This window comes from Actinomycetes bacterium (assembly GCA_024222295.1).
GTDB lineage: Bacteria > Actinomycetota > Acidimicrobiia > Acidimicrobiales > Microtrichaceae > JAAEPF01.
The window spans coordinates 76,873-102,706 of sequence record JAAEPF010000002.1; the positions used below are offsets into that span (position 1 = coordinate 76,873).

A 25,834-nucleotide genomic window follows, 5' to 3' on the forward strand; every position below is an offset into this window, starting at 1 on the left:
GATCTATACCATGGCCCTTGTGGATGTACGCATTGGAGTGACCTACTCGACCCGCGAGATCGATGTGCAGCTCGCTGATGACACAGACCGTGAGGAGCTGCGCGAGAGCATCGACGGCACTCTCGGCTCCGACACCGGAGTGCTGTGGCTCAATGACAAGCGAGGCAGGGTGGTGGGCGTGCCCATTTCGAAGGTGGCCTACGTGGAGATCGGCTCCGACGACGACAGCCGGTCCATAGGGTTCTCGTCCTGAGCCCAGCACGGTCTCCCCACCTGCTCGACCGCAAGCTGCTCTTCGTCACTGGGAAGGGCGGCGTGGGCAAGACCTCGGTGGCTTCGGCCATCGGTGTGCTCGCGGCGGCGCGGGGTCGCAAGACCCTCGTGTGCGAGGTGGACGCCAAGGGGAACCTGGCGGACTTCTACGGCGTCGGCCCGCTCGACTTCGCGGGTACCGAGGTGCGCAAGAACCTGCACGCCATGGCGATGGACACCGAGGAGTCGCTCAAGGAGTACCTGAGCCTCCAGCTGAGGGTGCCGCTGCTCTCGCGCGTGGGACCGCTCGCGCGCACGTTCGACTTCGTGGCCAACGCGGCGCCGGGGGTCAAGGAGATCCTCACCGTCGGCAAGCTCACCTACGAGGTCCGCGAACGCAACTACGACCTCGTCGTCGTGGACGCCTCTGCGACCGGCCACGTGGTCGGCGAACTCGGTTCGCCCGTCGCCATCAAGGAGCTCGTGAGCGTCGGCGTGGTGCGCAGCCAGACCGACTGGATGATCGACATCCTCACCGATCCGGCCCAGACCGGGGTGGTGGTGGTTACCGTGCCCGAGGAGATGCCGGTCTCGGAGACCCTCGAGCTACTCGACCGCCTCGAGGACGAGACAGACATCGACGTCGCCTCCGTGGTGGTCAACCGCGTGCTGCCGGAGCTCTTCGGCAGGGGCGAGGAGGCGATCTTCGAGCGGCTCAATTCGGAGTCCGGGCGTGTGGCACTGCGCGAGGCGGCCGGCGACGGCTCTGGCGACGTGCTCGATGGTGCGGAGTTGGCCGTCGGGTTGCGCCGCAGCAGCGTCGGTCACCTGACGCGCCTGCGCGAGGGAGTTCCCGGCAACGTGCCCCTGGTCTACCTGCCGTTCCTGTTCCACCGCTCCCATGGTGTGCGGGCCACCAGCCGCATTGCCGAGGCGCTCGGAGAGGAGCTCGGCTGATGGCCCCCAGCAAGGCGGCCGCTGGCGGATCCGCCACCCAGACCCTCGAGCAGCTGTGTGCTGCAAAGGAAGTGGTGGTCTCCACCGGCTCCGGCGGGGTGGGCAAGACAACCACAGCGGCCGCGATCGGTGCCGCAGCCGCCACACACCTCGGGGTGAAGGTGCTGGTGCTCACTGTCGACCCTGCGCGTCGGCTGGCCAACGCGCTTGGCCTGGAGCGTTTCGGCAATGTGGAGACCCGCGTCCCGGACGAGGCGTTCGTGAGTGCCGGGCTGAACCCGCAGGGCGAACTCTGGGTGGCAATGCTCGACACGAAGCAGTCGTGGGACGACCTGATTGCCCAGCACGCGCCCGACCGCGAGACCCATGACGCGATCATCGCCAACCCGCTGTACCAGAACATCACCGGCAAGTTCATCCAGAGCCACGACTACGTGGCCATGGAGAGGCTCTACGAGATCCACAACTCGGGTCGGTATGACCTGATCGTGGTGGACACCCCGCCCACCCGAAACGCCATCGACTTCCTCGAGGCGCCGGAGCGGATGGCCGACTTCTTCTCGTCACGTTTGCTGCGCTGGCTCATCACCCCGTATCGCAGCCGGGTGCTCAACTTCGCCTCGAAGCCCTTCTACTCGGTGGCCGACCGGATCCTCGGCAGCCAGTTCCTGGAGGACATCGCCGAGTTCTTCATGTTGTTCCAGACGATGTACGACGGCTTCGTGGAGCGTGCCGAGGCCGTCACGTCGCTGCTCAGTGGTCCGCAGACCACTTTCGTGGTGGTCTCCACGCTCGAGGTCGCACCGGCGCGCGAGGCCGAGTTCTTCCTCGAGCTGCTGGAGGAGCGGCGGTACCACGTAGGTGCCCTGGTGCTGAACAAGGTGCTGCCCGGGTTCCTGCTGCACGGCTCGGGTCGCGACGCCGCCCGACAGATGAAGGATTCGGCGAAGGATCTGGCCGGCCCGCTCGCCGAGGAACTCGGCGATCCCGCGGTCGACCCGGCGCACCTCGCGCACGTGCTGGGCGAGATGGGGGGCAGCTTCCTCGACTACCAGGTCGTGGCACGCAGGGAGGCGGAGCAGCGCAACGAGCTCTCCGCCTCGCCGGAGCTCACCCTCACGGTGCCCTGGCTGGACGACGACATCCATTCGCTCGGCGGACTGCTCGAGCTGGGTGAGAGGATCTGGCGGTGAACGAGCCGCCACCGGGCGACGGCCCCGCCGAACTGGAACCATCGGACCCCACGCGCTTCCTGCCGCCACTGCGCGGTGACCTGGCTGCCGCCAAGGAGACGGAGCTCGAGGAGGAGGAGGACTTCACCGCCGAGCACGTGGCCCTGGTGGTGCCGCCTGTCGACCACGACGCGTCGCGCCACCTGAAGCGTCTCGTGGTCAGCTGGGAGATGCTGGCGGACTTCTCGTTCTCCGACCTGCTGCTCTACGTACCGCTGCCCAATCAGTCGGGCGGTGGCCAGCGTCATCTGGTCGTGAACCAGATCCGGCCCAACACCGGCCAGACACTGTTCGAAGAGGACGTCGTGGGCCGCACGGTGGATGACCAGCAGCGACCCCTGGTGGCGCGGGCATCTGCCGACGCGGAGATCATCGACGATGTGGTCGACTCGGAATGGCTCGGCCAGCTGGTGAAGGTCACTGCGGTGCCCGTGCTGTACCACGGCAGGGTCATCGCGGTGATGGCGCGCGAGTCGGCCCTCGCTCTGGCACGGCCCCCGGGAGACCTCGCACGCACCTACCTGGAGATCTTCGACCGCCTGGCCGCGATGGTCGCGGCAGGGGAGTTCCCGTTCCCCGACGAGGAGGTGCTCTCTGCGGGCGGACCACGCGTCGGAGATGGTGTGCTGCTCGTGGACTCGACCGGGCGGGTCACGTTCGCGTCGCCCAACGCCGTGTCGTCGTTGCGGCGCCTCGGTGTGTCGGGGGCGATCCTCGGGGAGCTGTCCTCCAACCTGGGGCCGGCCGGCGACGGCGTGTTCCGGTCGTTCCTCAGCCGCCGACCAGCGATCGAAGACGTGGAACATGGCGAGACCACCGTCGTGAGTCGCTGCATCCCGCTGCTGGCGGACGGTGGGGTCGACGGGGCCGTGGTCCTGCTGCGCGACGTGTCCGAGCTGCGAAGTCGTGACCGGGCGCTCATCTCCAAGGACGCCACCATCCGCGAGATCCACCATCGGGTCAAGAACAACCTGCAGACGATCTCGTCGTTGCTGCGCCTGCAGGGGCGGCGCCTCGACGAGCCCTCGGCCAAGGCGGCGATCGAGGAGTCGGTGCGCCGGATCGGCTCGATTGCACTGGTGCACGAGACCCTGTCGCGTGCCGCTGCCGACGAGGTGAACTTCGACAACATCGTGCGGCCGCTCGTGCGGATGGTGGAAGAGGGGCTCACGTCGCCGGACCGCCCGGTGCGCTTCGAGATCACCGGCCACGCAGGCGAGCTCGGTTCCGAGGAGGCAACGTCGCTCGCGGTGGTGCTCACCGAGCTGCTGCAGAACGTGATGGACCACGCCTACCCGCCGGGGACGCTTGCGCCGGGCGAGGGTGGAACGGTGCGGATCGCGCTTGCGCATGACTCCGACAGCCTGATGGCGGTCGTGACCGACGATGGCATCGGTCCGCGGGCGGAGTTGGAGCCGGGAGCGGGGACCAGCTTGGGCCTGTCGATCGTGCAGGGCCTGATCGGCGACCTCGACGGCACCATCGAGTTCGGTTCAGCAGGTGGCCCTCCGGGCCGGTCGGGCACGCAGGTGCTGGTCCGGGTGCCGCTGCGCACCGACACCGATGGGGCCGCATAGGCCCCGAGCGCCGGAGGCTGTTGCACCGCGCAATCGGTAGACCAGGATCCGAGGTACCGGACTCGGGCCGTCTCACCTAGTTGACGGCAGACGGAACTGTTCCAGATGCATTGAGAGTATCGGAACGGCAGCGAGTGTTTCGCTGGAATGTACGCATCGTGTAACGTTTCACTGGTCAGCAATTGCGTGAGAAATCGGGGGGGCGAAGACAGTGCACGGTGGAACCGAGGAGCGCGAGCCGGAGGGTCAAGCGGCGGCTGACGATCTCATGCGAACGGAGCAGCTCTCCGCGGAGCTCCATGAGGTGGTCGCGTCGGTGAGGCGACTCGATGACCTGCAGGCGCTCGACCTCCCGATGATCGACCAGTGCCGTGAGGGCCTGGGTCTCACGCGCTCGGAGCTTCTGGCCCGAGCGATCGAGCACGTCGAGGAGTCCGACTACCGGAAGTTCCTCGAGCTGCTGCTGCCCTTTCCCTTCGACGGCACCCCGAGCTGGCCGGCGCTAGGTCGCAAGTACATATCGGAGGCCGACGCAGGTCGCGGCGTACGTGCCGGGTACGAGGTCTTCGGAGTCACTACCTGGGATGCACTCAACGCGCCGCTCGGCGAACTGGGGGGCCTCTCGCGTCGCGAGCATGCCGAGGCACTGCTCGCCGGCGCCGTCATCGACCTCTGCGGGGCCGGCAGTCCCAGGCGGGCCCGGCGGGCCCGGTTGAGCGCTGTGGGCATCGCCTCCACGGTCGGGCTCGTGATGGCCATGGTGCTGGTGGTCTCCGCCGGCGGTGGCGATGCCGAGGACGCCGCTGGTGCCGATGATGTCGTGGGTGATGGTGACGCTGCGACAGAGAACGCAATTGTGCCCGAGGCGACCGTGGAAAGCCAGACCACAGTGACGCTGGAGGAATTGCCGGAGTCCGAGCTGGCCGGAATCCAGCCCGGAGTGGAGGCGGCCCCCGACCTCGAAGAGGTCTCCTCCAAGATCGAGCTGGCCCTCTCCGAAGAACACCTGATCTTCCGCGCCTTCGGTGACATCGACGTCGAGCCGTCGCCGGTCTATGAGCTGGGCTTTCTCGAGATGCCCGGCCGGTTCCACTACCAGGCGTTCAACCCGCTGGGCGACAACATCAGATGCAGGGGCATGATGACCCGCGAGCTGGAGGTCGTGGGCCTCTGGGAGCGCGGGGCCAAGTGGCCGGGCGGATGGCTCCAGGTCTCCGTGGGCCGTCTGGCAGAACCGTGGATGGCCCACGAGATGGCGACCGCGCTCTCGTTGACCACCGGCGTGGTCCCCCAGCGTTGCCGGGGCATGGCCCGTTTCGGGGTCGAGGACTACGACGACTACGGAGTTGCGCACCGCGACGAGCTCGAGCTGCTCGCCCCGGGCGACGACTACAACCACTGGTCCCAGCCGGATTCCATCGTTGCCGGCCGGGTGTGGCCCAACAGCAACCGGATCATCCTCGAGCGGGGCCCCTACGTGGTCGATCTGGCCGTGCTCAGCGACGCGCAGCAGCCGCTCGGCGACGCCGTCGCGCTCGGCTCGGTCGCCAAGGAGATCGTGTTCCGGCTCTGAGGAAACCGACGGCAGCCCACGCGGCTCACCTCGAGGGCGGACTCGAGCGCATGGGCTCGAGCGCATGGGGGCTGTCTGAACCCTCGGAAGCCGCCGGGCCCCTCGCCGGCCATCCGGTGACCGACCAGACGCGACAACGGCCCCCGGGGGGAGGCCGTTGGTGGGCCCTCGCCGGAGGGCCGGGTGATCGAAACCCGTAGGGGGTTCTCGGCTGCACCTCAGGGTGCTGCCGGGGAGTCCTCAGGAAGCGCTGCGCCGCGCCGCGGCGGCACGTGCCTGGCGGCGGATGTGGCGACGCTCCTCTTCGGAAAGGCCACCCCACACACCCGAGTCCTGATTGGTCTCGAGGGCGAACTGCAGGCAGGGCTCGTTGACGTCGCAGGTCTCGCAGACAGCCTTGGCCGATGCGATCTGCTCTACTGCAAGGCCGGTGGTGCCGACCGGGAAGAACAGCGACGGGTCGGTGTCGCGGCAGGCGGAATTGGCCCTCCAGTCGTCGTTTGCGATGTCCAGGCTTCGGCTCGATGTCAGGGCCACTGGGGGTCCTCCGTGAGAGAGTGGACCCGCGTACATGGCGAGTCCGATGTGTGTGTGTTTCGGTCTTGTCACGTTCCGTGTTTCCCGCGGCAGGCTGGGAACTTGTGAATCCGTGAACAAACTCCACGCTACTGTCGGTCACTCACCGTGTAAAGGAAAAGTTGCGAGATCATGACGTCCCGGGAAGATGTGCTCATAATCGCCCACCGGGGAGCCTCCGCGGACTATGCCGAAAATACACGGGATGCCTTCACTGGGGCGGCAGAGCAGGGTTCCGACTGGGTCGAGCTGGATGTCCGGCTGGCGTCGGACGGTTCGCTGATCGTCAACCACGATGCGTGGTATCACGATCAGCGAACGGTCTGGGAGACCCCATCCGCGCAGCGTCCACCGGAGGTTCCCGACCTCACCCAGGCATTGCAGGCCTGCGCACGGGGTGCCATTGCCCGCGGCGGTACGCCGATGGGAGTCAACGTCGAGATCAAGAACACCCCGGGTGACCTCGGAGGCGACGACGTGCCCTGGAGCCTCGACGTAGTCGAACCCGTGCTCGAAGTGCTGGCACAGCACCGTTCGGTCGAAGGTCTGGGCGACGTACTGCTGACGAGCTTCGATGCACCCACCGTGGACCGCGTCCGCGAACTGGGCGGACCACCGACGGGCCAATTGGTGGCCGACGTCGAGGGGTGGCCCGACGTGGTCGAGTCGACCGCAGATCGCGGACATGTGGCAGTGAACCCATGGGACCCGTTCGTCGACGCCGCGTTCGTGCAGCGATGCCATGACCACGCGCTGGCGGCCAACGTGTGGACAGTCGACGCGCACGACCGCATCATCGAACTCGCCGACATGGGCGTCGACGGCATCGTCACCAACGTCCCGGCCTCGGCGCGCAGGGCCCTGCAGGCCTGACGGACCGCAACGGCGCAACCCGTCCCGGACCTGCTGCGCCCACGGTTTTGTTACCGACGGGTAGTCGCGGCAAACTCGTCGCCATGAACGTCGTCGTATGCGTGAAGCAGATCCCCGACCCGGCAGACCCGGGCGAGCTGGATCCCAACACAAAGACCCTCAAGCGGGACGTCAAGCTCATCCTGGACGAGTCCGACTCCTACGGAGTCGAGATGGCCCTCCAGCTTGTCGACACCGCCGGCGGTGGCGAGGTGACCCTCGTCTCCATGGCCCCCAACAACGAGGTGAGCGGCCTTCGCACCGCCCTCGCCATGGGTGCTGCCAAGGCTGTGCTCGTCAGTGACGATGCGCTTGCGGGCTCCGATGCCCTCGGCACCTCCAAGGTGCTGGCCAAGGCGATCGAACGAGCCGGCGAGGCCGACCTGGTCATCACGGCCACCGAGTCCTCCGACGGCTACACCGGCACCGTGCCGGAGCAGGTTGCCGAGCTCCTGGGCCTGCCCTCGATCACATTCGCGAAGTCGATCGCGGTCGATGGCGGAACCGTCAAGGTGCAACGTCAGACCGAGGCCGGCTACGACGACGTCGAGTCGCCCACGCCGGCCTTGATCTCTGTGACCGCCGGCGTGGTCGAGCCCCGCTACCCGTCCTTCAAGGGCATCATGGCCGCCAAGTCGAAGCCGGTCGACGAGGTCACCCTCTCCGACCTCGGCGTCGACGCCGGCACCGTCGGCTGGGCTGGCGGTGGCCAGGAGATCGTCGAGATCTCGGCTGCTGAAGAGCGTGAGGCAGGCACCGTCGTCGAGGACGACGGTGAAGGCTTCCAGAAGATCGTCGACTACCTGGCCGAGCTCAAGGTCATCTGAGCGACACCGAGAGAACTGAGGAAAGAACCATGACTGTTTCCAAGATCTGGGTGTTCGCCGAGGCCACCGACGGCAAGGTCAGCACCACCACACTCGAAATGCTCGCCAAGGCCGGCGAACTGGCCGACACGGTCGAGTGCGTCACCGTTGCCGGCGACGACGTGGCCGCCGAACTGGGCGCCCACGGCGCCTCGAAGGTGTACACCGTCGGTGGTACCGACGGGAAGCTCATCGGCCCCATCGTGTCGAGCGCCATCGCCGGTGCGGTTGAGGGCGGCAACGCTCCCGATGCGCTCCTGATCGCGACCAGCTACGGCGGCCGCGACGTTGCAGGGCGCCTGTCCGTGAAGCTCGACGCCCCGGTGATCAGCAACGTGGTCGACATCGTCGATCGCGACGGCGCGCTCGCCGGTGTCGAGCCCGTGTTCGGCGGTACCACCAACGTCTACACGAAGTTCACCGGCGACAAGGTCGGCATCTTCCTGGTGCGCCCCAAGTCGTTCGCTGCAGCTGAAGAGCCTTCGGGCGACGCTGCCGCGACCGAGGAACTCGCCGCAGGCGAACTCGGCAACACCGGCGCCGCCACCGTGACCAACCGCTTCGTCGAGGAGTCGACGGGCCCGTCGCTCGACGATGCCGCAGTGGTCGTCTCCGGCGGCCGTGGCCTCGGCGAGCAGGACAAGTTCGAGATGGTCGAGGACCTCGCCAAGCTGCTCGGCGCAGCGCCGGGGGCCTCCCGCGCGATCGTCGACGCCGGCTGGGTGCCCTACTCCTACCAGGTCGGTCAGACCGGCAAGGTCGTGAAGCCGACCGTGTACATCGCTGCGGGCATCTCCGGTGCCACCCAGCACCTGGTCGGCATGAAGGGCTCCAAGAACATCATCGCCATCAACAAGGATGCCGAAGCCCCGATCTTCTCGGTGGCCGACCTCGGCATCGTCGGCGACGTGCACAAGGTCATGCCGGCACTCATCGAGGCGCTGCAGAACCGCTGAGCCTGCGGGCAACCACACACGACTACTATCAGCGGCCTCCTGCGCTCGCAGGGGGCCGCTGAACGTTTCTCCGGGGGACCCGATGCCGCAGATCTGGACCAACTGGGCCGGCAACCAGCGAGCGCTCGTCGAGCTGAAGCACCCCACCACCGAGCACGAGATCTGCGAGATCGTGGCTCGCGCCGCGACCGATGGCCGACACGTGAAGGCGTTCGGTGCCGGGCATTCGTTCACCGACGCGGCGCTCACCGACGGAGTGCTCCTCTCGCTCGAGGACTACAGCCGGGTACTCGACCTCGATGCGGCCGCTGGGTTGCTCACAGTGCAGGCGGGTGCCCAGCTACACCAGATCTCGCGATACCTGTGGAGCCGCGGATTCGCACTCGAGAACCTCGGCGACATCGACGTGCAGTCCCTTGCCGGCGCCACGTCGACTGCCACGCATGGCACAGGCCTCCGGTTCCCCAACCTGGCCGCGGGAATCGTGGGCATGCGGATCGTGACGGGCTGCGGTGAGGTCGTCGAATGCAGCGAGGAGCACAACCCGGAACTGCTCTCGGTGGCTCGGGTGGGCGTTGGCGCACTCGGCATCGTCTCGACGATCACGTTGCGCGTAGTGCCGGCGTTTCACCTGCACGCCATCGAGGAGCCGCGCCGCGTGGACGAAGTGGTCTCGTCCTTCGATGACCTCGTGGCCTCCAATGACCACTTCGAGTTCTTCTACGTACCCCACACCGGTTGGGCGCTGACCAAGACCAACCGGCGCAACCACGATCCGCTCCAGCCCCGCAGCCGTGTCAACCGGTGGCGCCACGAGACGCTCTACGCCAACGCTGCTTTCGGGTTGGCCAACGTGATCGGCAAGGCGCGGCCGTCGGCGGTGCCGCGACTCGCACGTCTGGTCCCGGGACCGGGCCGGGTCGAGTACAACGAGCCGTCGTTCCAGGTGCTCGCGACCCCGCGGCGGGTGCGTTTCGTGGAGATGGAGTACGCGGTGCCCCTCGAGGCGACCACGGAGGCCCTGGCCCAGGTGCGGTCATGGATCGACTCGACCGACAGCCCCACGATGTTCCCCATCGAGGTGCGCGCGGTCGCCGGCGACGACATCGCACTGTCCACCGCGTACGGCCGTGCGACCGGCTACATCGCAGTGCACGCATTCAGGGGCACGCCCTATGAGCGCTACTTCCACGCCGTGGAGGACATCATGCGAGCACACGACGGCAGGCCCCACTGGGGCAAGCTCCACTTCCGCAGGGCGGAGGATCTGGAGCCGGTGTACCCGCGGTGGGATGACTTCCAGGCCGCCCGCGCCCGTCTCGACCCCGACGGCACGTTCGAGAACGCGTACACCCACCGCTGCTTCGGCCCCACCGCCAGCGCGAGGTGACTGCTCAGACCAGCGGCCAGGGGTAACGCCGGCCGGTCGGGTCATGGGGGAAGTGCCGCGAGGCCAGCACGCCGCCGGCGCGCGACGTGAGCGCCTCGCACTCGGGTTTCGACAGCCACCGCGCAAGCCGATCGGGCACACCGCCGTCGATCAGTTCGCGCAGTGGCTCCAGCATCGGTGCCGGAACCTGCTCGCCCGCGAAGTCCCAGATCACCGTTCGGAGCTTGAACTCGCGGTGGAAGCTCAGACCGTTGTCGATCGCCCACAGCCGGTCGTCGTCGTCGATCAGGCAGTGCCCGCCCTTGCGGTCGGTCGCGTTGGCGACGAGGTCGAGCACGCACAACCGGCGCAGGTCGTCTTGCAGACCCTCCAGCTCCATCTCGCGCAGCGTGAAGTAGTGCTCCTCGAAGCGGGCCGGTACGAACGCCTGCAATGACCCCTCACCCATCGGGCCTTCGTCGCGTCCGACCGTGGGCGGCACCAACCCGAAGCCCAGCACCTCGGAGAGCTCCCACATGGCCACCTCTCGCTCCCACAGTCCATCGGGGAAGTCCCACAGCGGGCGCTCGCCACCACCGGGCTTGTAGATGGCCGGGGCGTGGTCGTCCCCGCAGCGCACCTCGGTGAGGTAGGTCCCGTTGGAGGACCAGGGCATCAGTCCGAGCACGTCGACTTCACCGTGCTGCAACAACTCGACCATCGCCTCGGTCTGCGCGGGCGCGACAGTGGCGTCGTAGACGAACGGTGAGGGGTCGCCCTCAGTTCCAGCGGGGGCAGGCATGGCCCTCGGGGTCCATGGGCGCTCCACACAGCCGGCAGGAGGGCCGGCCGGCTGACAGCAGCTCCTCGGCCACCTCGCCGAAGGCGACGGCCTGGCCGGCCGTGAGCACGAACCTCGCCTCTGCCGGGTCGCCCATCAACTCGCCCGCTGTCTCGAGCAGGGCCTCGAGCTCGTCGTCGCCGATGTCCTCACCGCCTTCGATCTCCACCTGCTCAACCAGCAGCTCTTCGGCGGTCACGAGGATCCGCCCGTTGACCTCATCGACGCCAACCGAGAGCTGGCCGACAGCCCAACGCTCCTCGACCGGCTCCACCAGTCCGACAACGTCGCGGTCGGGCTCGACCGGGCCGAGGGCCTCCGCCAGCTGGCCCAGGTAGCGGCCGAGCATTCCCACCTGCTGCTTCTCGCAGCGCAGCGACACGACCTGCTCACCCACCCGCGCCTGCAGGTAGAAGGTGCGGTCGCCCGGTTCGCCGATCGCGCCCGGCACGAACGCATCGACGTGTTCGAATTCGAAGGAGCCCGACTCGCTCACGAGACCGCCAGTTGTGTGAGGTTGCCGTCGATCGTGTTCACACACAACACGATGGGTGCACCGGCGCCGAAGAGCAAGGCGGTGACCGAGCATGGTGATACGACGAGTCGCTGGAAGTTGTCGAGGTGTACGCCCGAGGCCATCGCCACCGCTGCCTTGATCGGATCGGCATGACTCACCGCCACGATCCGTTCACCCGGATGGGACACGACAAGCCTCTCGAGCTCGTCCCAGATCCGCTGCTGCATCTGTGCGAACGACTCACCGTCGGGAAAGCGGAACGTGCTCGGCGCGTGCTGCACCGTGGCCCACTCGGGCTTGCGGCGCAGGTTCGACAGCTTCTTGCCTGTCCAGTCGCCGAAATCGCACTCGATCAGCCCCTTTGCGGTACGTGTGCGCAGGCCGGCTGCCTTCGCGATCGGGGCCGCGGTCTCACGGGTTCGCTCCATGGGTGAGGCGTAGATTGCGTGGGGCTGGAGCGGGGCGATCCTTGCCGCCGCCGCTTCGGCCTGGGTGGTTCCCTCATCGGAGAGGTGCAGGCCGGGCGCCCTGCCGGGCAATACCGATCCGGTTGTGGACGTGCGGCCATGGCGCACGAGCAGCACTGTCGTCGGTCCCTTGGCCTTCGTCGCTTGCTTGGTTCTGGTTCTGGGTCGGCGCGTGGCCATGAACCGATCCTAGGGACGTCCGGGCCGGGTGACGGTACCGGGCGTGGGGGAGCGGTCGGCAGCGCGCGAGGATGCCCGGATGGGCGAACCTGACACGGATGCGGACCTACAACGGCGAGCAGCCGCACTGGAAGGGCTCGCGGAGCGGGTCTGCAGTTGCCGCGAGTGCCCGCGCCTCGTCGAATGGCGCGAACAGGTGGCCACCGAGAAGCGTGCCGCATACGCGGATGAGGAGTACTGGGGTCGACCCGTGCCGGGCTGGGGGGATCCTGCGGCCCGCATCGCCGTAGTCGGGCTTGCGCCGGCGGCTCACGGAGCCAACCGCACCGGTCGGATGTTCACCGGCGACCGCTCCGGTGACTGGCTGTACCGGGCGATGCACCGTGCCGGGCTGGCCAGTCAGGCCGAGTCCACCGCAGCCGACGACGGCCTCGAGCTGATCGGCTCCTGGGTCACGTCGCCGGTGAAGTGCGCCCCTCCTGCCAACAAGCCCACTGCGGCTGAGCGCGACGCATGCGGTCCGTGGATGATCGATGAGTTCGACCTGCTCGCCGACCTGCGCGTGGTGGTCGCCCTGGGGGGCTTCGGCCACGCCGAGGTGGCACGGCTGTTGGGGATCAGGCCCAGGCCCAGGTTCGGCCACGGTTCCGAGGTGACTGCGCCGGATGGAACGGTGTTGCTCGGCTCGTACCACGTGAGCCAACAGAACACATTCACCGGACGCCTGACCGAGGAGATGCTCGATTCGGTGTTCACCCGGGCGCTGGAGTTGGCTGCCGACTGATCCGGCCAGGAACCGTTGGGGCACCCATTGCGCCTTTTGCCACCTATCTGCCCCATCTCCCGCCTACCGTGGACCGGGTGACCGCGCCCGACGAGAGCACGAGCGACGCTGCGGCCGACGCCACAGCCGGCTCGGGCGTGCCCACCGGCAAGCTCGATCGCAAGAAGCAGATCTTCGCCGGGCTGTTGACGGTTGCGGTTCTCGTGGTGGTGTTCGTCGGCATCTTCCCGCAGTTCGCCAACTACAGCGATGCATGGGAATCGATCCAGAAGATGTCCACCGTGGCGGTGGTGGCCCTCATTGCGGTCACGATCATCAACATCTTCGTCTACGTGTTGCCGTACCAGGCGGCGCTCCCAGGGCTCAGCTACGGCCATGGCTTCGTCGTGCGCCAGACATCATTCATGATCTCCAACGTGGTGCCGGCCGGTGGCGCTTTCGGGCTCGGCGTCCAGTACGCAATGTTGTCGGGGTACAACTACGGCGCCGCGGCCACCACGACCGCGATCGCGGCCACAAGCGTGTGGAACCTGTTCGTCACGCTCGGCCTGCCCGTGCTCGGCGTGCTGATCCTCGTGTTCCAGGGCGGAGCCGAATCCAATGAGGTGGTCGGAGCGCTGGTCGGCCTGGCCGCCATCGTGCTGCTCGTCGTCGTGTTCGCCCTCGTGCTGCGCAGCGAGTCCGCGGCACGCCGCCTGGGCGCGATCGGGGACCGTGTCGTCGGTGCGCTGTCGCGGAGGTTCCGCAGGAAGAAGTCCGGCGGTGACAAAGCCGCCACGGCAGGCGGTTCGGCCGGGGCCACAGAGCAGATCTCGCCCGGCGAGGACCCGGCCACGCCGGGCAACGAGGGCGTGGGCGACGTGACCGCGTCGATCCTGCAGTTCCGCGACCAGTTGCGCGGAGTCGTGTACGACCGCTGGGGCCGGCTCACCGTCACGAGCTTCGCCCAGCAGTTATGCCAGTTCCTGATCCTCGCCGTGGCCTACTTCGGCATCACCGGGTCCGACGGCGGCATCAATCCGGCCCAGCTCTTCGCTGCCTTCGCCCTCGCCCGCCTGGCCGGCTTCATCCCTGTGACCCCGGGTGGCCTTGGCACTGTGGACGCCGCGATGGTCGGGTTGATGGCCGCCATGGGTGCGAGCAGGGAAGACGCCCTGGCCGCGGACCTTGTCTGGCGTGCTGCGTCCTACTTCCCGCAGGTGATCATCGGGATCATCACGTTTCTCGTGTGGCGCAAGCAGGCCGCCTCGTTGGCGAAGCAGAAGTCACAGGCCGCCGCCTGACGGCGATCCGGGTTCCCGCGCTCGCCGGCGTCCCGACATGGTGGCCGTGGTCTGCTGGCCGCTAGCTTGGTGTGGCCCCCAGATCACCTTCCCGGAGCGAAGACGCCCAGATGAGCAACCCCGCCCGCCCCACCCCCAAATCTCCCATGCGGCTCGCAGTCGTAGCGACGCTCGTGGTGTTCGCGTCCGCGGCCTGCGGCGTCAACCCGCAGCCGACCGACTACGGCGACGACTACGAGAACAACTACATGCTCGGATGCTCAGGATATTTCTGGGACGCCGGAGCGGAGGACCCCGACGACCGCCAGCTGGACAAGTCGAAGGATGCCGTGGTCACCACGCCAGTGGCCGAATGCGAGTGCATGTACGCCGGATTCGAGGGCTCGATCCCGTTCTCCGAGGTCAAGGAGTTCGAGGACCGCCAGGCCGAAGCGGAGACGGGCGACGACATCGAGATTCCCGACAACATCGCGAAGATCATCGACGACTGCCGGGGCGAGCCGGGCTGACCAGGTCCGGTCGCCTTGCCCCGGTCGGTTTCATCGAGTTTCGTATCCGGACCCCGGGGGCGACGCCTTCTAGAGCAGCTCGTCGGGGAACTCGTGTAGCGGCGCGGCCTCGGCTGGGTCGTACTCGAACATCGATGGTCTCGGGCTGAGCTCAGCAACTTCCACCGTGGGCATGGGTTCATGGGAACGGAACCGAGCGGCCATCGCCGCCCAGAGGCCGCTGGTAGCCGTGGGCACGGCCAGACGGGGCACCGCGTTCGGCGCGGTCAGGGCGTTGGGACGCATGCAATCCGATCGGCGCCCGGCGGGGCGCTCTAGAGAGTCGTTGGACCCATTGCCCCGCCAATGATTCGGCGGACCCAACTGGGGGCCGAATGGCCCATGGCGGAGCTGCCCTCAGTGAGCCTTCACGTCCTCGGGCACGCCGATGCGCACGCTGGCCTCGGCGGTGGCCGGCCAACGGCTGCGTGAGCGCTCGGCGAGCTTGCGCATCAAGGCGATCGCACCGGGGTCGGAGTCGCCCGCGCGGGCTTCTATGACGCCCTCGTCGATCATGCGGCGGACGATCTCGCGGCCGAGGTCGGTGCGCACGAGGGTGAGCGTCCAGTCCGCGTTCTCGCCTATGCCGCCACAGGAGATGTCGGCGTGCTCGGCCGCGAAGTCGGGGCAGTGGTTGCAGCCGTCGCGGGTCCAGGCATGGCATTCCTTGAGGTTGACCTCGCGGAAGGTGCCGTCCTTGGTCCAGATCTGGAACACGCCCTTGATATTCATCTTGGTGATGTCGGAGCGCTTCAGGCCGTACTTGGCTTCGAAGAGTTCTTCGAAGATCGCGTCGTCGAAGGTCTTGGAGCAGAGCAGCCCGAGGTTGAACACGATCGGCTTGCCGATCTTGCCGATCTTGCGGCTCCACATCACCGGGGGCACCGAGCTCTGGCAGCTCATGCCCACGAGGGCGAGACGCTGATGGCCGGCTTCGAGTGCTTCGTCAAGCGCCAGGGTGTTGGCGGAGTACGTGTAGCGGCTGCCGGCCGCGTCGAGGATCTCCTCGCGGGTGGCCGCTACACCGGGCTTGGCCTTCCACGAGTCCCTGTCGCCCTCCAGGTAGGAGACGAGCGAGGCATCGATGTAGTCGTTCTCCATCGCCCAGATGAGGATCGCCGAGACGAGTCCACCGTCCTGGCCCATCTCATGCACCGTCTTGTCGGAGGCGCGGGTGAGCAGGATGTCCTGGTAGATCCCTGCAACCTCGTCGTCCTCTCGCATGCGCGCGAACAGGTGGTCGTCGGCCTGGGCTTCCCAGATCCCGAACCGGGGGCAGGCCCGCGTGCAGGAAGTGCAGCCCTTCTGGCCGTGAACGCAGTCATCGGCCCCGAGCTCGTCTTCGAGGTGGAAGGGTCGGTAGCCACCTTGTTCGTGGTTGTAGCCGATCACGTCGTGGGGGCAGCTGATCACACAGCCTGCGCATCCGGTGCACAGGTCGGTGTCAATGACCTGGCCCTTCAGTTCCTTCCACTGGTTGCGCCAGCGGGTGGACTGCACCTCTTCGAGGCGCTCGTGGGAGACCGTCATGGCTCCGCATCGTAGGCGAGGTGCGATTCGGGCGTTACCAGCCCGGGCGCCCCAGCCCACTCACCGGGTGGGCCAGGGCAGCCGTGCCCAGTGCGCTGGCTGCGACGCCGGGGACTCGAGGAGCCGCTACCACGTGGACCCGGCCACCCGGGTGGCCAGGCCGGCCCGATCGCATGCTGTTTCGCAGGCCGCACCGCCACAAGGCGGCGCGTTGCTCGTGGAGCTCACCGGCGCCTTGAGAAGGCTTGACCGCTCAGTCAAGATTGGGAAATGGACCTGACCTATCCCCCCGAAGCCGTTGAGTTCCGCACAGTCATTCGTTCCTGGCTCGAGGAGAACCTGCCCGACGGCTGGTTCGACGAGGGGTTCGAGATGACTGCCGAGGAGAAAGCCGACTTCAACAGGCAATGGCCGTCCAGGCTCCATGACGGCGGCTGGATCTGTGCCACATGGCCCGAGGAGTACGGCGGCAAGGGTCTGACCACCATGCAGGGCGTGGTGCTCGCGGAAGAGTTCGCGAACGCCAAGGCCCCGATGCGCGCCGACTTCTTCGGCGACACCCTCGTCGGCCCCACGATCCTCGCCAACGGCACCGAGGAACAGAAGAAGTTCTTCCTGCCCAAGATCCTCGACGGCACCATGAGTTGGTGCCAGGGCTTCTCCGAGCCCGACTCCGGTTCCGACCTGGCGTCGCTCAAGACCACCGCCGTACAGGACGGCGACGAGTGGGTCATCAACGGCCAGAAGGTGTGGACCACCCAGGCCCAGTTCGCCGACTACTGCTTCCTGCTCGCCCGTACCGACCCCGACGTGAAAAAGCAGGCCGGCATCACATACCTGCTCGTGCCGATGAAGCAGGACGGCATCGAGGTGCGTGGCATCACCCAGCCCGACGGCACCGCCGAGTTCAACGAGGTGTTCTTCGCCGATGCGCGCTGCCCGATCGACAACGTCGTCGGTGGCGTCAACAACGGCTGGAAGGTCGCCAACGACACGCTGGGCTTCGAGCGCGGCATGTCCGCCACCACCGGCTACCGCCGATTCGCCGAGGAGTACCGGGTGATGGTGGAGAAGGCCACCGAGAACGGCGCCATCGAGGACCCGCTCATCCGACAGCGGCTCATGGAGTACTACACGAAGTTCCAGATCCTGCGGATCAACGGCCTGCGGTCGCTCACCGCCACGGTCAACAAACGCAAGGACTTCGGTGTCACCGCGCTTGGTGCCGGCAACAAGATGTTCTGGTCCGAGATGCACCGCGATGCCATGGAACTCGCCCTCGACATCTGGGGCGTCGAGGCGTTCCTGTCCACCGCCGGCCCCGAGTCCGGCTCATGGCCCGGCGCGCTCCGGGGTGAGGGGCGCGACGCCTACCCGGTGAGCCCAATGGTGTCGTCGTTCTTCTTCTCCCGCTCCGAGACCATCTGGGGTGGCACGGCGGAGATCCAGCGCAACATCGTCGGGGAGAAGGTCCTCGGCCTGCCCCGCGAACCGAAGCCGCCGGCTGCGGCCGGGTAGCCCGGCTGTCGACAGACAAAGGCGGTCTGCCTACTTGCGGGCGATCACCTCGCCGTGCACGCACACGAACGAGGCGTTGGGTGCCACCGCCCACCGCCGGAACGCGCCCGCGATTGCCTCGATCTCGGCGCGGGTGGAAAGGCCCGAACCGAGCACCTGCTCGGTGAACGCGGATCCCTCGATCCGGTCCGCCCAGAGCGTGCCCCACCAGCCGCACTCTCCGGGAGTGGCATAGGTCCAGGTGGAGCTCGAATAGACGGCCTCGCGGAAGCCGCCATCGCGCACCCAGCCGAGCAGGTGGCGGCCGGCATCGGCATCGGCACCGTTGGCGGTGGCGGCGGCGTGGTGCAGCGCGATCCAGCGGTCGAGCAGTGGGTCATCGGGTGACCACATGAACGAGCCGTAGTCCGAGTCGCGCACCGCCAGCACACCACCATCGACCAGCACCCGCCGCATCTCCAGCAGCGCAGCGTGCGGGTCGGCGAGGTGCTGGAGCACCTGATGCGCATGGACCACGTCGAAGTCGCCTTCCTTGAAGGGCAGTTCGTACACATCGGCGGTGCGCAGCGACAGGTTCTCAACCTGCCCAACGTCGGCCTCGGCCTGTGCAACCACCTCGGCGGACATGTCGATGCCCACGACCTCGCCAGGCTCCACCAGGCCAGCAAGTTCCCCGGTGATATTGCCGGGCCCGCACCCCACATCAAGCAGCCGCTGCCCGGCCTCGAGATGGGGGAGAAGGTGCGCCGCGGAGTTTGCGGCGGTGCGCCACCGGTGCGAACGCAGCACCGCTTCGGAATGCCCGTGGGTGTAACGATCGGCCATCTGGCCAGTACAGCAGCCTGAGGGGATCACCAGAGAGGCGGTTTCGCGTACCTCACGGTGTTCAGGGTCTGAGCCCCCTCGCGTTACGGTTGTGTTGCAGTGGCAGGGAACGAACGACCCCCGAGACCGCAGCGGCCCGGTCCCGGCGAGGATCCTGAGCCGACCGTGCGGCGACGCCCCCGAGAGTCTCCGTCGAAACGGCGCTGGCCCCGGGTGCTCGTCGGCGTACTCGCGGTCATCGTCGTGCTGGCCGCCGCCGTGGCCGGCTACGGCTGGTGGACCTACCAGAAGGTCGACCGGATCGACCTCGACCTCGCCGAAACAGTCTCCGGAGAACCGCGCAACTACCTCGTGATCGGCTCCGACAGCCGCTCGGAGATCACCAGCGACGATCCGATGGCCGGCGTGATGCTGGGCGACGAGGTCCCCGGCGGGCAGCGTTCCGACAGCATCGCCGTGCTGCGTGTCGACCCCGGCAGCGACCGGATCGACGTGCTTTCGATCCCGCGTGACCTGTGGGTCACGTTGCCCGACGGCCAGAAGCAGAGGATCAACTCGGCGTATGCCGACTCGACACAGACCCTCATCGACACCATCAGTGACAACCTCGGCATACCGATCCACCACTTCGCCGAAGTCGACTTCAACGGCTTCCAGCGGCTGATCGACACCCTCGGTGGCGTGCCCATGTACTTCGACACCGAGGTCCGCGACGCGAACTCCGGACTGCGCATCGACTCCACCGGATGCGTCGTTCTCGACGGCCAACAGGGCCTCGCATTCGCCCGCTCACGACACCTGCAGTACCGCACCGATGCCGGCTGGAAGAGCGACGGTTCCGGCGACCTCGGCCGGATGACCCGACAGCAGACGCTCATGCGGGCGGCGCTCGCCAAGTCCCGCACACTGGGCCTCGGTGACGTGGCGAAGCTCACGAGCCTCGTCAACGCAGGTCTCGAGTCGACAAAGGTCGACTCCGGGCTCGGGTTCAGGGACATCCTCGCCCTCGGCGAGCGGTTCTCCGACTTCGACCCCCAGCGTCTGCAGACACACGTCCTGGCAGTCGAGCCACACACCACCAGCGGAGGCGCGGCCGTCCTGTTGCTCGATGAGGCAGCCAGCGCTGCGACCCTGGAGTTCTTCCGCGGGGTCGGTGCCCCTGGCGTCGTCACGACAACCACCGTTCCGCCCCCGAGCCCGTCCGACATAACCGTGTCCATCTACAACGGCGGCGGTGTCGACGGCGAGGCCCGGCGGGTCAGCTACGTACTCGACAGCGGCGGTTTCGGACTCGACGCAGTTGAGACCGCACAGGACGAGGTATCGCGCACAACGGTGTCCCATGCGCCAGGCGCCCAGCGGATGGCCCAGCTCGTGGCATCGTGGCTCGGTCCGACACCTGGGATCCTCGAAGACGAGGACCTGTCGCCAGGCCAGGTGACCATCGAGCTCGGCAGCGACTTCCGCACGGTGGCAGAACCCCCCGAAGTCAACGAGCCGGCCGACACGACGAACACCACCACGGCCCCGGTCACAGCGCCGGCCGAGGAGCCCGTTGGCGCCGGAGATGGCAGCGCCGGGTCGACAACGGCCGGTCCATCGACAACCACGACCACCACCCAACCGGGCTGGGCTCCCGGAGTGGCACCCGAGGGCGTCGTCTGCACCTGATCCGATGGCCGGGGGCCATCACTTGAAAACCCGGCTGCGGCGACAAGACTGCTCGCCGTGAGCGACACCCAGATCATGGTCGGCCTCGCCGCGATCGTCGTGCTGGGAGTCGGCGCCCAATCGATCGCTCGGCGCCGCTCCTTCCCATCATTGCTGCTGTTGCTGCCGTTCGGACTCCTGGCCGGAAGCGTCCTCGACCTGGTGGACCCCGAGGAGCTGTTCGGGGACACTCTCTTCCCGGGGGTCACGATGCTGGTCGGACTGCTCTTGTTCCAGTCCGGGCTCCAGCTGCGCATCAAGGACCTGCCCAAGATGGCGCGCGGCCCGGTAATCCGCCTCACGGTGATCGGTGTCATCGTGACCTTTCTGGCCAGCGCGGCCGCCGTCTACTTCATCATCGGAATCAGTTCCGACCTGTCGCTGCTCACAGGGGCGATCCTCGTGGTCAGTGGCCCGACCGTCATAGGTCCGCTGCTGCGCACCGTGCGACCCCGCGAACCCACCGGCGCCATCCTGCGTTGGGAGGGCACGATGCTCGACCCGATCGGAGCGAGTCTCGGCGTGGTTGTGCTCAACCTCGTGCTCGCATCGGAGCGACTGGGGCTGCATCCGGTGATGCAGATGGGCGGCCGGCTCCTTCTTGGCGTGGGGGTCGGCGCAGCGTTCGGCATCCTGCTCGTGTTCCTGATGTCGCGCTTCTACATCTCCGACAGCATGGAAGCCGCGGTCGCCCTGCTGTTCGCAGTCGCAGCATTCACCACCGCCGAACTGTTCCTGTCAGAGGCAGGCTTGTTCGCCACAGTCGTGCTCGGAGTAGTTGCGGCGAACCAGCCGATAGTGCCGACATCACGCATTTCGGGCTTCGGCGAGACACTCGAGGTGCTGATCATCGGCTCGCTTTTCATAGTGCTCGGCGCGCTCGTGGACGTCGGCGACATGCTCAGCTTCGGCTGGCGCATCCCGCTGCTGGTGGCTGCGCTGGTGGTGGTCGTTCGACCGGTCGCGGTGGGGCTTTCGATGATCGGTTCGCAGATCGGCTGGCGCGACCGTGCCCTGATCGCCTGGGTTGACCCCAGGGGCGTGGTTGCCGCGGCGACCGCGGCAGCCTTCGCCGGTTCGCTGGCGTCGGCCGGACTCGACGCGGACTTCCTGCTCCCGGTGGTCTTCGGCGTGGTCCTCGGAGCCGGAGTGGTGTACGGCTTGTCAGCGGGGCTGGTGGCCGGCTTGCTCGGCGTCCGGCTACCGCCACCGCAGGGGGTCGTTCTCGTGGGCAACGACGCCTGGATGGTGGACATGGCGCGATGCTTCCGGGATCTCGACGTGTCGGTGCTCCTGATCACATCCAACCCGGAAGTGAAGATCGAAGGTCGACAGGAGGATGTGCCGACCGCATCGCTGCTCGACCCCGACTCCGACCTGCGCTCGCGCATCACCGACACAGGAGCCGCAAAGGCCGTGGTGAGCCTGCACGCCGGGCTCACCGAGAACCTGGTGACCGCGATGCTGATCGAGCGACTCGGCCGCCGCCATGTGCACCGGGTGCTGCACGGGGAGGAATCGCTCGTGGAACGGCGCCTCGAGGCGGCGGCAACAGCACTCGCCTTCGGACCCGATGTCACCGACACAGATGTGGGCCACCTGATTGCCGACGGCGGGCAGGTGCGGGTACTCGATGACGACGATCTGGCTGATGCCCTGGTGGTCGCTGCGGTCACGCCGGCGGGGCACGTCAACCTGCACCCGTATCACGAGAAGCCGAGGCCTGATGATCGCTGCATCGGCATCACTGCGGGTGCGTAGTTGGCGACTGGCGAACACACATGCCACTCCCCATGCCCTGCCCGCTTCGTCGGGAGCCGGCCGGGTCAGGATGCAGCGGCGGTGGCGGTGGCGCCCCCGGCAGGATTCGAACCTGCGCACATGGCTCCGGAGGCCAATGCTCTATCCCCTGAGCTACGGGGGCTCGGGTCTGCGAATCGTAGCGGTTCGCCTTGATACGCCGGGAACCCGATCCTGGCGGTCGCGCGTGCTGTCGGGTGAGTGACGACACGGCCGTGGGCCCGGGCGGTCGGGGCTGTGGTACACACCACTTGTGCTTGCCGACATCCAGATGCCCCCGACGTCGAACTCGTGCGAACCACTCCCGAGTTCACACCCGACACGGTCCTGCCGGCGCTGCTCGAGTCACACGAGATCGCATCCGGCGCCTGGGGTCGCCTTCGCGTGCTGGTAGGTCAGGTGAAGTTCGTGTCCGAGGACGACGGGGAGTCGCGCGACCTGGCTGAGGGAGACGTCCAGATCGTGCCGCCCGGGCTCGTCCATCACGTGGAACTCGCGGGCCATTCAAGGTTCTGCATCGAATTCCACCGAGCCGGCTCGCAAACGGGCTGAAGCCCGCGCCGGCGGCACCGGTACCATCGCCCCTGCCATGAGTTCCGACACGCCACTCGCCCCTGACGCGATCCGCAACGCGATTCACGCCGTCCTGGTGCCCCTCGGGCTGGACGGGGTGCCGGAGTCACCCGAAGGCGTCCATCTGGAGAAGCCGGCGATTGCCGATCACGGCGACTTCTCGACCAACACGGCCTTGGCACTCGGCAAGCGCAACGGGCGCAATCCGCGCGACCTGGCAACCGAGCTGGCCGAAGCGCTGCGCTCCGCCGGCATACCGCACGTCGCCGACGTGGAGATAGCCGGACCGGGATTCGTCAACTTCCGTCTCGAGCCGTCGTGGCTGCAAGAGTTGCTGCCCGTCGTGGTCGCGGCCGGACCGGACTACGGGCGCAGCAGCCTGGGCGACGGGCGTAGGGTGCTCGTGGAGTTCGTGTCGGCCAACCCGACCGGCCCTGTACATGCCGGACACGCCCGCGGCGCAACCTACGGGGATGCCCTGGCCCGGCTGCTGGGGTTCGCCGGATTCGATGTCGGGCGCGAGTTCTACATCAACGACCGTGGCGTGCAGATGCTCACGTTCGCGACGAGTCTTGAGGCTCGCGCCGCCGGCCAGGAGCCACCCGAGGGTGGATACCTGGGCCAGTACGTGGCCGACTGGGCGCAGCTCATGCCGGCTGGTGCCGATCCGCTCGAGTGGGGCTACGCACACGCGCTCGGCGACCAGCGCAGGGTGCTCGAGTTGCTCAACGTGCACTTCGACCACTGGTTCTCGGAACGCGACATGGTGGCTTCTGGCGCGATCGAGCAGACACTGGCGGACCTGCGGGAGAGGGGAGTGGTCGACGATCGCGACGGGGCGGTGTGGCTGCGGTCGACCGACTTCGGAGACGACAAGGACCGGGTGCTGGTCAAGAGCGATGGCGAGTTCACCTACCTACTGCCGGACATCGCCTACCACCGTGACAAGTACAGCCGCGGCTGGGACGTGCTGGTTGACGTGCTCGGCGCCGACCATCACGGCTACGTCGCGCGCATGAAAGCTGCCGCCGAAGCCCTGGGCCATCCCCCGGACGACCTCGAGATGGTGATCACGCAGCTGGTGCGCCTCGAACGCGACGGGGAGGAAGTGAAGATCTCGAAGCGGTCCGGTGACCTGGTGACGCTCGAGGAGCTGATCGACGAGATCGGTCCCGACGCGGTGCGACTCACCTACCTGCTCCAGTCGATCGACTCGCCACAGACCGTGGACCTCGACCTGGCCATCGCTGAATCCAACGAGAACCCGGTGTTCTATGTGCAGATGGCCAACGCCCGGCTCAACTCGATCGGCCGCGTGGCCGCCGAACGGGGAGTCGAGCGCCTGCCGCTGGCCGACGCAGATATCTCCCTGTTGGTACACGAACGCGAGCTTGCGGTGCTGCGGGCCCTGCAGGAGCTACCGGCAACGGTCGAGCTGGCCGCCCGCGAGCGGGCGCCACACAAGGTCACCACATGGGTGCGCGACCTGGCCGCGTCGGTGCACGGCTTCTACCACGATTGCCCGATCCTCTCGCCCGACACGCCAGATGACTTGCGCCAGGCTCGCTTGTGGTTGGCGGAGTCGGCCCGCATCGGCCTGCGCGTGGGTCTCGATCTGCTCGGTGTGGACGCGCCGGAGTCGATGTGAGCGCGCTGCCGCCGGGGTTGTTGCCAGACACGGCATCCGTTGCCGAAGACGGTCGGGTCTCGATCGGGGGTGTCGACCTGATCGACGTCGCGCACGACTTCGGCACCCCGTTGTTCGTCTACGACGAGGCACATCTGCGAGCCCGTGCCGCAGAGGCCGTGGAGGCTCTCGGCTCCGACGGGGCGATCTACGCGACCAAGGCGTTCCTGTGTCGGTCCATGGCCCGACTCGTGCACGAAGAAGGCATGCGGCTCGACGTCGCAACTGGTGGTGAGTTGGCCGTGGCGCTCGCGGCCGGCGTACCCGCTGACCGTCTCGTGATGCACGGCAACAACAAGGCGGTGTGGGAGCTGCGCGCCGCCCTCGACTCCGGCGTCGGGCGGGTCGTGGTCGACTGCATCGAGGAGTTCCACCGGATCGAGGCCCTCGTTGCTGAGGGGCTTCCCGCACCCAGGGTGTTGTTGCGGGTCAATCCGGGCATCGAGGTCCACACCCACGAGCACGTGCAGACCGGCAACCTCGACTCCAAGTTCGGTTTCCCGCTGTCCACCGGCCAGGCCCACGAGGCCGTACAGGCTGCGCGTGCATCGGACGCGATGGAGGTCGTCGGGCTGCACATGCACATCGGGTCACAGGTCTTCAGCGTGGAGAACTTCCTGGAGGGCCTCCGCTCGGTGGCTCCCTTCGTGCGCTCCGAGGGGCTCCCCGAGCTGATCGTCGGTGGCGGCCTGGGTGTGGCCTATGTCGAGGGCGAAGAGGCGCCGACCATCTCGGCATGGGCGGGTGCCATCGTGCGGACGTGTCGTGAGGCCGGCATTGAGGCCGCCATCTCGGCCGAGCCCGGCAGGTCCATCGCGGCGCAGGCCGCCGTGACGCTCTACTCGGTGGGCGCGGTGAAGTTCATTCCCGGCATCCGCACATACGTGGCCGTCGACGGTGGCATGAGCGACAACCCGCGCCCCGTGCTTTACGGCTCGGGCTACGAGACGTTCCTGCCGCGAGCCGGCCAGGCCGAGCGCGAGTTGCCGGTGCGTCTGGTCGGCAAGCACTGCGAGTCCGGCGACGTGATCGTGCGCGAGGGCCGCCTGCCCGGTGACCTCGCTGTCGGCGACATCGTGGCCACGCCGGTGACCGGTGCATACGGGCATTCGATGGGTAGCAACTACAACAAGGTCCTGCGCCCCGCCGTGGTCTTCGTGCGTGACAGCGAGGCCCGCCTCGTGGTCCGCCGCGAGACCATCGCGGACCTCCTCTCCACCGACGTCGGCTGAGCCCGCCCCGTCGACCCCCGCCCATGCGCGGCTCGCGTGTGCTGAGCCACTCATCCTGCTTTCGCGAGG

24 protein-coding genes and 1 tRNA gene are annotated in these 25,834 nt (G+C 67.6%); 18 read left to right on the plus strand and 7 right to left on the minus strand.

Annotated features, from left to right (window positions below; all coding sequences use genetic code 11):
- Positions 1 to 19: 19 nt before the first annotated feature.
- From GY812_00385 to GY812_00405, 5 genes are all read left to right on the plus strand, one after another.
- Entirely contained in the window at positions 20 to 253 is a 234-nt protein-coding gene (locus GY812_00385; protein MCP4433942.1) for a DUF3107 domain-containing protein, read from the plus strand.
- Positions 254 to 273: 20 nt separating this feature from the next.
- The gene (locus GY812_00390; GenBank protein ID MCP4433943.1) at positions 274 to 1,209 is read left to right on the plus strand and encodes an ArsA family ATPase; all 936 of its coding nucleotides are present in this window, start codon (positions 274 to 276) and stop codon (positions 1,207 to 1,209) included.
- Positions 1,209 to 2,402: an ArsA family ATPase gene (locus GY812_00395; GenBank protein ID MCP4433944.1), complete on the plus strand. Its 1,194-nt coding sequence runs from the start codon at positions 1,209 to 1,211 to the stop codon at positions 2,400 to 2,402. Before GY812_00390 ends, GY812_00395 begins: the two co-directional genes overlap by 1 nt.
- Positions 2,399 to 4,018: an ATPase gene (locus GY812_00400; GenBank protein MCP4433945.1), complete on the plus strand. Its 1,620-nt coding sequence runs from the start codon at positions 2,399 to 2,401 to the stop codon at positions 4,016 to 4,018. Before GY812_00395 ends, GY812_00400 begins: the two co-directional genes overlap by 4 nt.
- A 268-nt stretch (positions 4,019 to 4,286) precedes the next feature.
- Positions 4,287 to 5,591 carry a hypothetical protein gene (locus tag GY812_00405; GenBank protein ID MCP4433946.1) on the plus strand — a complete coding sequence of 435 codons (1,305 nt, stop codon included), beginning with the start codon at positions 4,287 to 4,289 and terminating at the stop codon, positions 5,589 to 5,591.
- A 240-nt stretch (positions 5,592 to 5,831) separates the two neighbouring features.
- Here the strand turns inward: GY812_00405 and GY812_00410 are convergent, their stop codons facing one another.
- Positions 5,832 to 6,164 (minus strand): WhiB family transcriptional regulator, encoded by a 333-nt coding sequence (locus GY812_00410; protein MCP4433947.1) that lies wholly within the window; start codon positions 6,162 to 6,164, stop codon positions 5,832 to 5,834.
- A 135-nt stretch (positions 6,165 to 6,299) separates the two neighbouring features.
- On the opposite strand from GY812_00410, the gene GY812_00415 reads away from it, so the two are divergent.
- The 4 genes from GY812_00415 (at position 6,300) to GY812_00430 (ending at position 10,291) form a co-directional block, all read left to right on the plus strand.
- Positions 6,300 to 7,040 carry a glycerophosphodiester phosphodiesterase gene (locus tag GY812_00415; protein ID MCP4433948.1) on the plus strand — a complete coding sequence of 247 codons (741 nt, stop codon included), beginning with the start codon at positions 6,300 to 6,302 and terminating at the stop codon, positions 7,038 to 7,040.
- A gap of 83 nt (positions 7,041 to 7,123) precedes the next feature.
- Positions 7,124 to 7,906: an electron transfer flavoprotein subunit beta/FixA family protein gene (locus GY812_00420; GenBank protein ID MCP4433949.1), complete on the plus strand. Its 783-nt coding sequence runs from the start codon at positions 7,124 to 7,126 to the stop codon at positions 7,904 to 7,906.
- A 29-nt stretch (positions 7,907 to 7,935) separates the two neighbouring features.
- Entirely contained in the window at positions 7,936 to 8,901 is a 966-nt protein-coding gene (locus GY812_00425) for an electron transfer flavoprotein subunit alpha/FixB family protein (GenBank protein MCP4433950.1), read from the plus strand.
- An 82-nt stretch (positions 8,902 to 8,983) separates the two neighbouring features.
- On the plus strand, positions 8,984 to 10,291 hold the full coding sequence (locus GY812_00430) for an FAD-binding protein (GenBank protein ID MCP4433951.1): 1,308 nt from the start codon (positions 8,984 to 8,986) through the stop codon (positions 10,289 to 10,291).
- Positions 10,292 to 10,295: 4 nt separating this feature from the next.
- Here GY812_00430 and GY812_00435 read toward each other — a convergent pair whose 3' ends face one another.
- Genes GY812_00435 through GY812_00445 form a run of 3 tightly spaced genes read right to left on the minus strand, consistent with a single transcriptional unit; the run spans position 10,296 to position 12,275 of the window.
- Positions 10,296 to 10,991, minus strand: a complete 696-nt coding sequence (locus GY812_00435; protein MCP4433952.1) for an SCO1664 family protein — start codon at positions 10,989 to 10,991, stop codon at positions 10,296 to 10,298.
- 58 nt (positions 10,992 to 11,049) lie between these two features.
- Complete coding sequence (locus GY812_00440) at positions 11,050 to 11,607, minus strand: DUF3090 family protein (protein MCP4433953.1); 558 nt, start codon at positions 11,605 to 11,607, stop codon at positions 11,050 to 11,052.
- Positions 11,604 to 12,275: an MSMEG_4193 family putative phosphomutase gene (locus tag GY812_00445; protein MCP4433954.1), complete on the minus strand. Its 672-nt coding sequence runs from the start codon at positions 12,273 to 12,275 to the stop codon at positions 11,604 to 11,606. The genes GY812_00440 and GY812_00445 overlap by 4 nt, the downstream gene beginning before the upstream one ends.
- A 79-nt stretch (positions 12,276 to 12,354) precedes the next feature.
- On the opposite strand from GY812_00445, the gene GY812_00450 reads away from it, so the two are divergent.
- The 3 genes from GY812_00450 to GY812_00460 all read left to right on the plus strand — a co-directional run bounded on the left by GY812_00450 (position 12,355) and on the right by GY812_00460 (position 14,851).
- Complete coding sequence (locus GY812_00450) at positions 12,355 to 13,059, plus strand: uracil-DNA glycosylase (protein MCP4433955.1); 705 nt, start codon at positions 12,355 to 12,357, stop codon at positions 13,057 to 13,059.
- A 77-nt stretch (positions 13,060 to 13,136) separates the two neighbouring features.
- On the plus strand, positions 13,137 to 14,342 hold the full coding sequence (locus GY812_00455) for a UPF0104 family protein (GenBank protein MCP4433956.1): 1,206 nt from the start codon (positions 13,137 to 13,139) through the stop codon (positions 14,340 to 14,342).
- A gap of 110 nt (positions 14,343 to 14,452) precedes the next feature.
- The gene (locus GY812_00460; GenBank protein ID MCP4433957.1) at positions 14,453 to 14,851 is read left to right on the plus strand and encodes a hypothetical protein; all 399 of its coding nucleotides are present in this window, start codon (positions 14,453 to 14,455) and stop codon (positions 14,849 to 14,851) included.
- Positions 14,852 to 15,247: 396 nt separating this feature from the next.
- Here GY812_00460 and GY812_00465 read toward each other — a convergent pair whose 3' ends face one another.
- A complete protein-coding gene (locus GY812_00465) occupies positions 15,248 to 16,420 on the minus strand; it encodes a 4Fe-4S dicluster domain-containing protein (GenBank protein ID MCP4433958.1) in 1,173 nt (390 codons plus the stop codon).
- Positions 16,421 to 16,690: 270 nt separating this feature from the next.
- Between GY812_00465 and GY812_00470 the strand changes: the two genes are divergently transcribed.
- Positions 16,691 to 17,938 carry an acyl-CoA dehydrogenase gene (locus GY812_00470; GenBank protein ID MCP4433959.1) on the plus strand — a complete coding sequence of 416 codons (1,248 nt, stop codon included), beginning with the start codon at positions 16,691 to 16,693 and terminating at the stop codon, positions 17,936 to 17,938.
- A gap of 30 nt (positions 17,939 to 17,968) precedes the next feature.
- Here GY812_00470 and GY812_00475 read toward each other — a convergent pair whose 3' ends face one another.
- On the minus strand, positions 17,969 to 18,763 hold the full coding sequence (locus GY812_00475; protein MCP4433960.1) for a methyltransferase domain-containing protein: 795 nt from the start codon (positions 18,761 to 18,763) through the stop codon (positions 17,969 to 17,971).
- Between the two features lie 213 nt (positions 18,764 to 18,976).
- On the opposite strand from GY812_00475, the gene GY812_00480 reads away from it, so the two are divergent.
- Together GY812_00480 and GY812_00485 are read left to right on the plus strand one after the other, a co-directional pair.
- Positions 18,977 to 20,434 (plus strand): LCP family protein, encoded by a 1,458-nt coding sequence (locus tag GY812_00480; GenBank protein MCP4433961.1) that lies wholly within the window; start codon positions 18,977 to 18,979, stop codon positions 20,432 to 20,434.
- A gap of 57 nt (positions 20,435 to 20,491) precedes the next feature.
- On the plus strand, positions 20,492 to 22,234 hold the full coding sequence (locus GY812_00485; protein ID MCP4433962.1) for a hypothetical protein: 1,743 nt from the start codon (positions 20,492 to 20,494) through the stop codon (positions 22,232 to 22,234).
- Between the two features lie 88 nt (positions 22,235 to 22,322).
- On the opposite strand, the gene GY812_00490 is transcribed toward GY812_00485, so the two are convergent.
- Positions 22,323 to 22,397: transfer RNA gene (locus GY812_00490), tRNA-Arg, on the minus strand.
- Positions 22,398 to 22,564: 167 nt separating this feature from the next.
- Between GY812_00490 and GY812_00495 the strand changes: the two genes are divergently transcribed.
- The 3 genes from GY812_00495 to lysA are packed head-to-tail and all read left to right on the plus strand — an operon-like array spanning position 22,565 to position 25,765.
- Positions 22,565 to 22,825, plus strand: a complete 261-nt coding sequence (locus GY812_00495) for a DUF1971 domain-containing protein (protein ID MCP4433963.1) — start codon at positions 22,565 to 22,567, stop codon at positions 22,823 to 22,825.
- A gap of 37 nt (positions 22,826 to 22,862) precedes the next feature.
- Complete coding sequence (locus GY812_00500) at positions 22,863 to 24,494, plus strand: arginine--tRNA ligase (GenBank protein ID MCP4433964.1); 1,632 nt, start codon at positions 22,863 to 22,865, stop codon at positions 24,492 to 24,494.
- Positions 24,491 to 25,765 carry a diaminopimelate decarboxylase gene (lysA, locus tag GY812_00505; GenBank protein MCP4433965.1) on the plus strand — a complete coding sequence of 425 codons (1,275 nt, stop codon included), beginning with the start codon at positions 24,491 to 24,493 and terminating at the stop codon, positions 25,763 to 25,765. The genes GY812_00500 and lysA overlap by 4 nt, the downstream gene beginning before the upstream one ends.
- The last annotated feature ends 69 nt before the right edge of the window (positions 25,766 to 25,834 follow it).

Bases quoted from the DNA above. Each gene is read 5' to 3' on its own strand.
- GY812_00435 (MCP4433952.1), bottom strand. From the start codon at position 10,991: ATGGTCGAGTTGTTGCAGCACGGTGAAGTCGACGTGCTCGGACTGATG.
- GY812_00430 (MCP4433951.1), top strand. From the start codon at position 8,984: ATGCCGCAGATCTGGACCAACTGGGCCGGCAACCAGCGAGCGCTCGTC.
- GY812_00425 (MCP4433950.1), top strand. From the start codon at position 7,936: ATGACTGTTTCCAAGATCTGGGTGTTCGCCGAGGCCACCGACGGCAAG.
- GY812_00450 (MCP4433955.1), top strand. From the start codon at position 12,355: ATGGGCGAACCTGACACGGATGCGGACCTACAACGGCGAGCAGCCGCA.
- GY812_00445 (MCP4433954.1), bottom strand. From the start codon at position 12,275: ATGGCCACGCGCCGACCCAGAACCAGAACCAAGCAAGCGACGAAGGCC.
- GY812_00405 (MCP4433946.1), top strand. From the start codon at position 4,287: ATGCGAACGGAGCAGCTCTCCGCGGAGCTCCATGAGGTGGTCGCGTCG.
- GY812_00500 (MCP4433964.1), top strand. From the start codon at position 22,863: ATGAGTTCCGACACGCCACTCGCCCCTGACGCGATCCGCAACGCGATT.
- GY812_00460 (MCP4433957.1), top strand. From the start codon at position 14,453: ATGAGCAACCCCGCCCGCCCCACCCCCAAATCTCCCATGCGGCTCGCA.
- GY812_00420 (MCP4433949.1), top strand. From the start codon at position 7,124: ATGAACGTCGTCGTATGCGTGAAGCAGATCCCCGACCCGGCAGACCCG.
- GY812_00465 (MCP4433958.1), bottom strand. From the start codon at position 16,420: ATGACGGTCTCCCACGAGCGCCTCGAAGAGGTGCAGTCCACCCGCTGG.
- GY812_00415 (MCP4433948.1), top strand. From the start codon at position 6,300: ATGACGTCCCGGGAAGATGTGCTCATAATCGCCCACCGGGGAGCCTCC.
- GY812_00470 (MCP4433959.1), top strand. From the start codon at position 16,691: ATGGACCTGACCTATCCCCCCGAAGCCGTTGAGTTCCGCACAGTCATT.
- GY812_00475 (MCP4433960.1), bottom strand. From the start codon at position 18,763: ATGGCCGATCGTTACACCCACGGGCATTCCGAAGCGGTGCTGCGTTCG.
- GY812_00395 (MCP4433944.1), top strand. From the start codon at position 1,209: ATGGCCCCCAGCAAGGCGGCCGCTGGCGGATCCGCCACCCAGACCCTC.
- GY812_00410 (MCP4433947.1), bottom strand. From the start codon at position 6,164: ATGTACGCGGGTCCACTCTCTCACGGAGGACCCCCAGTGGCCCTGACA.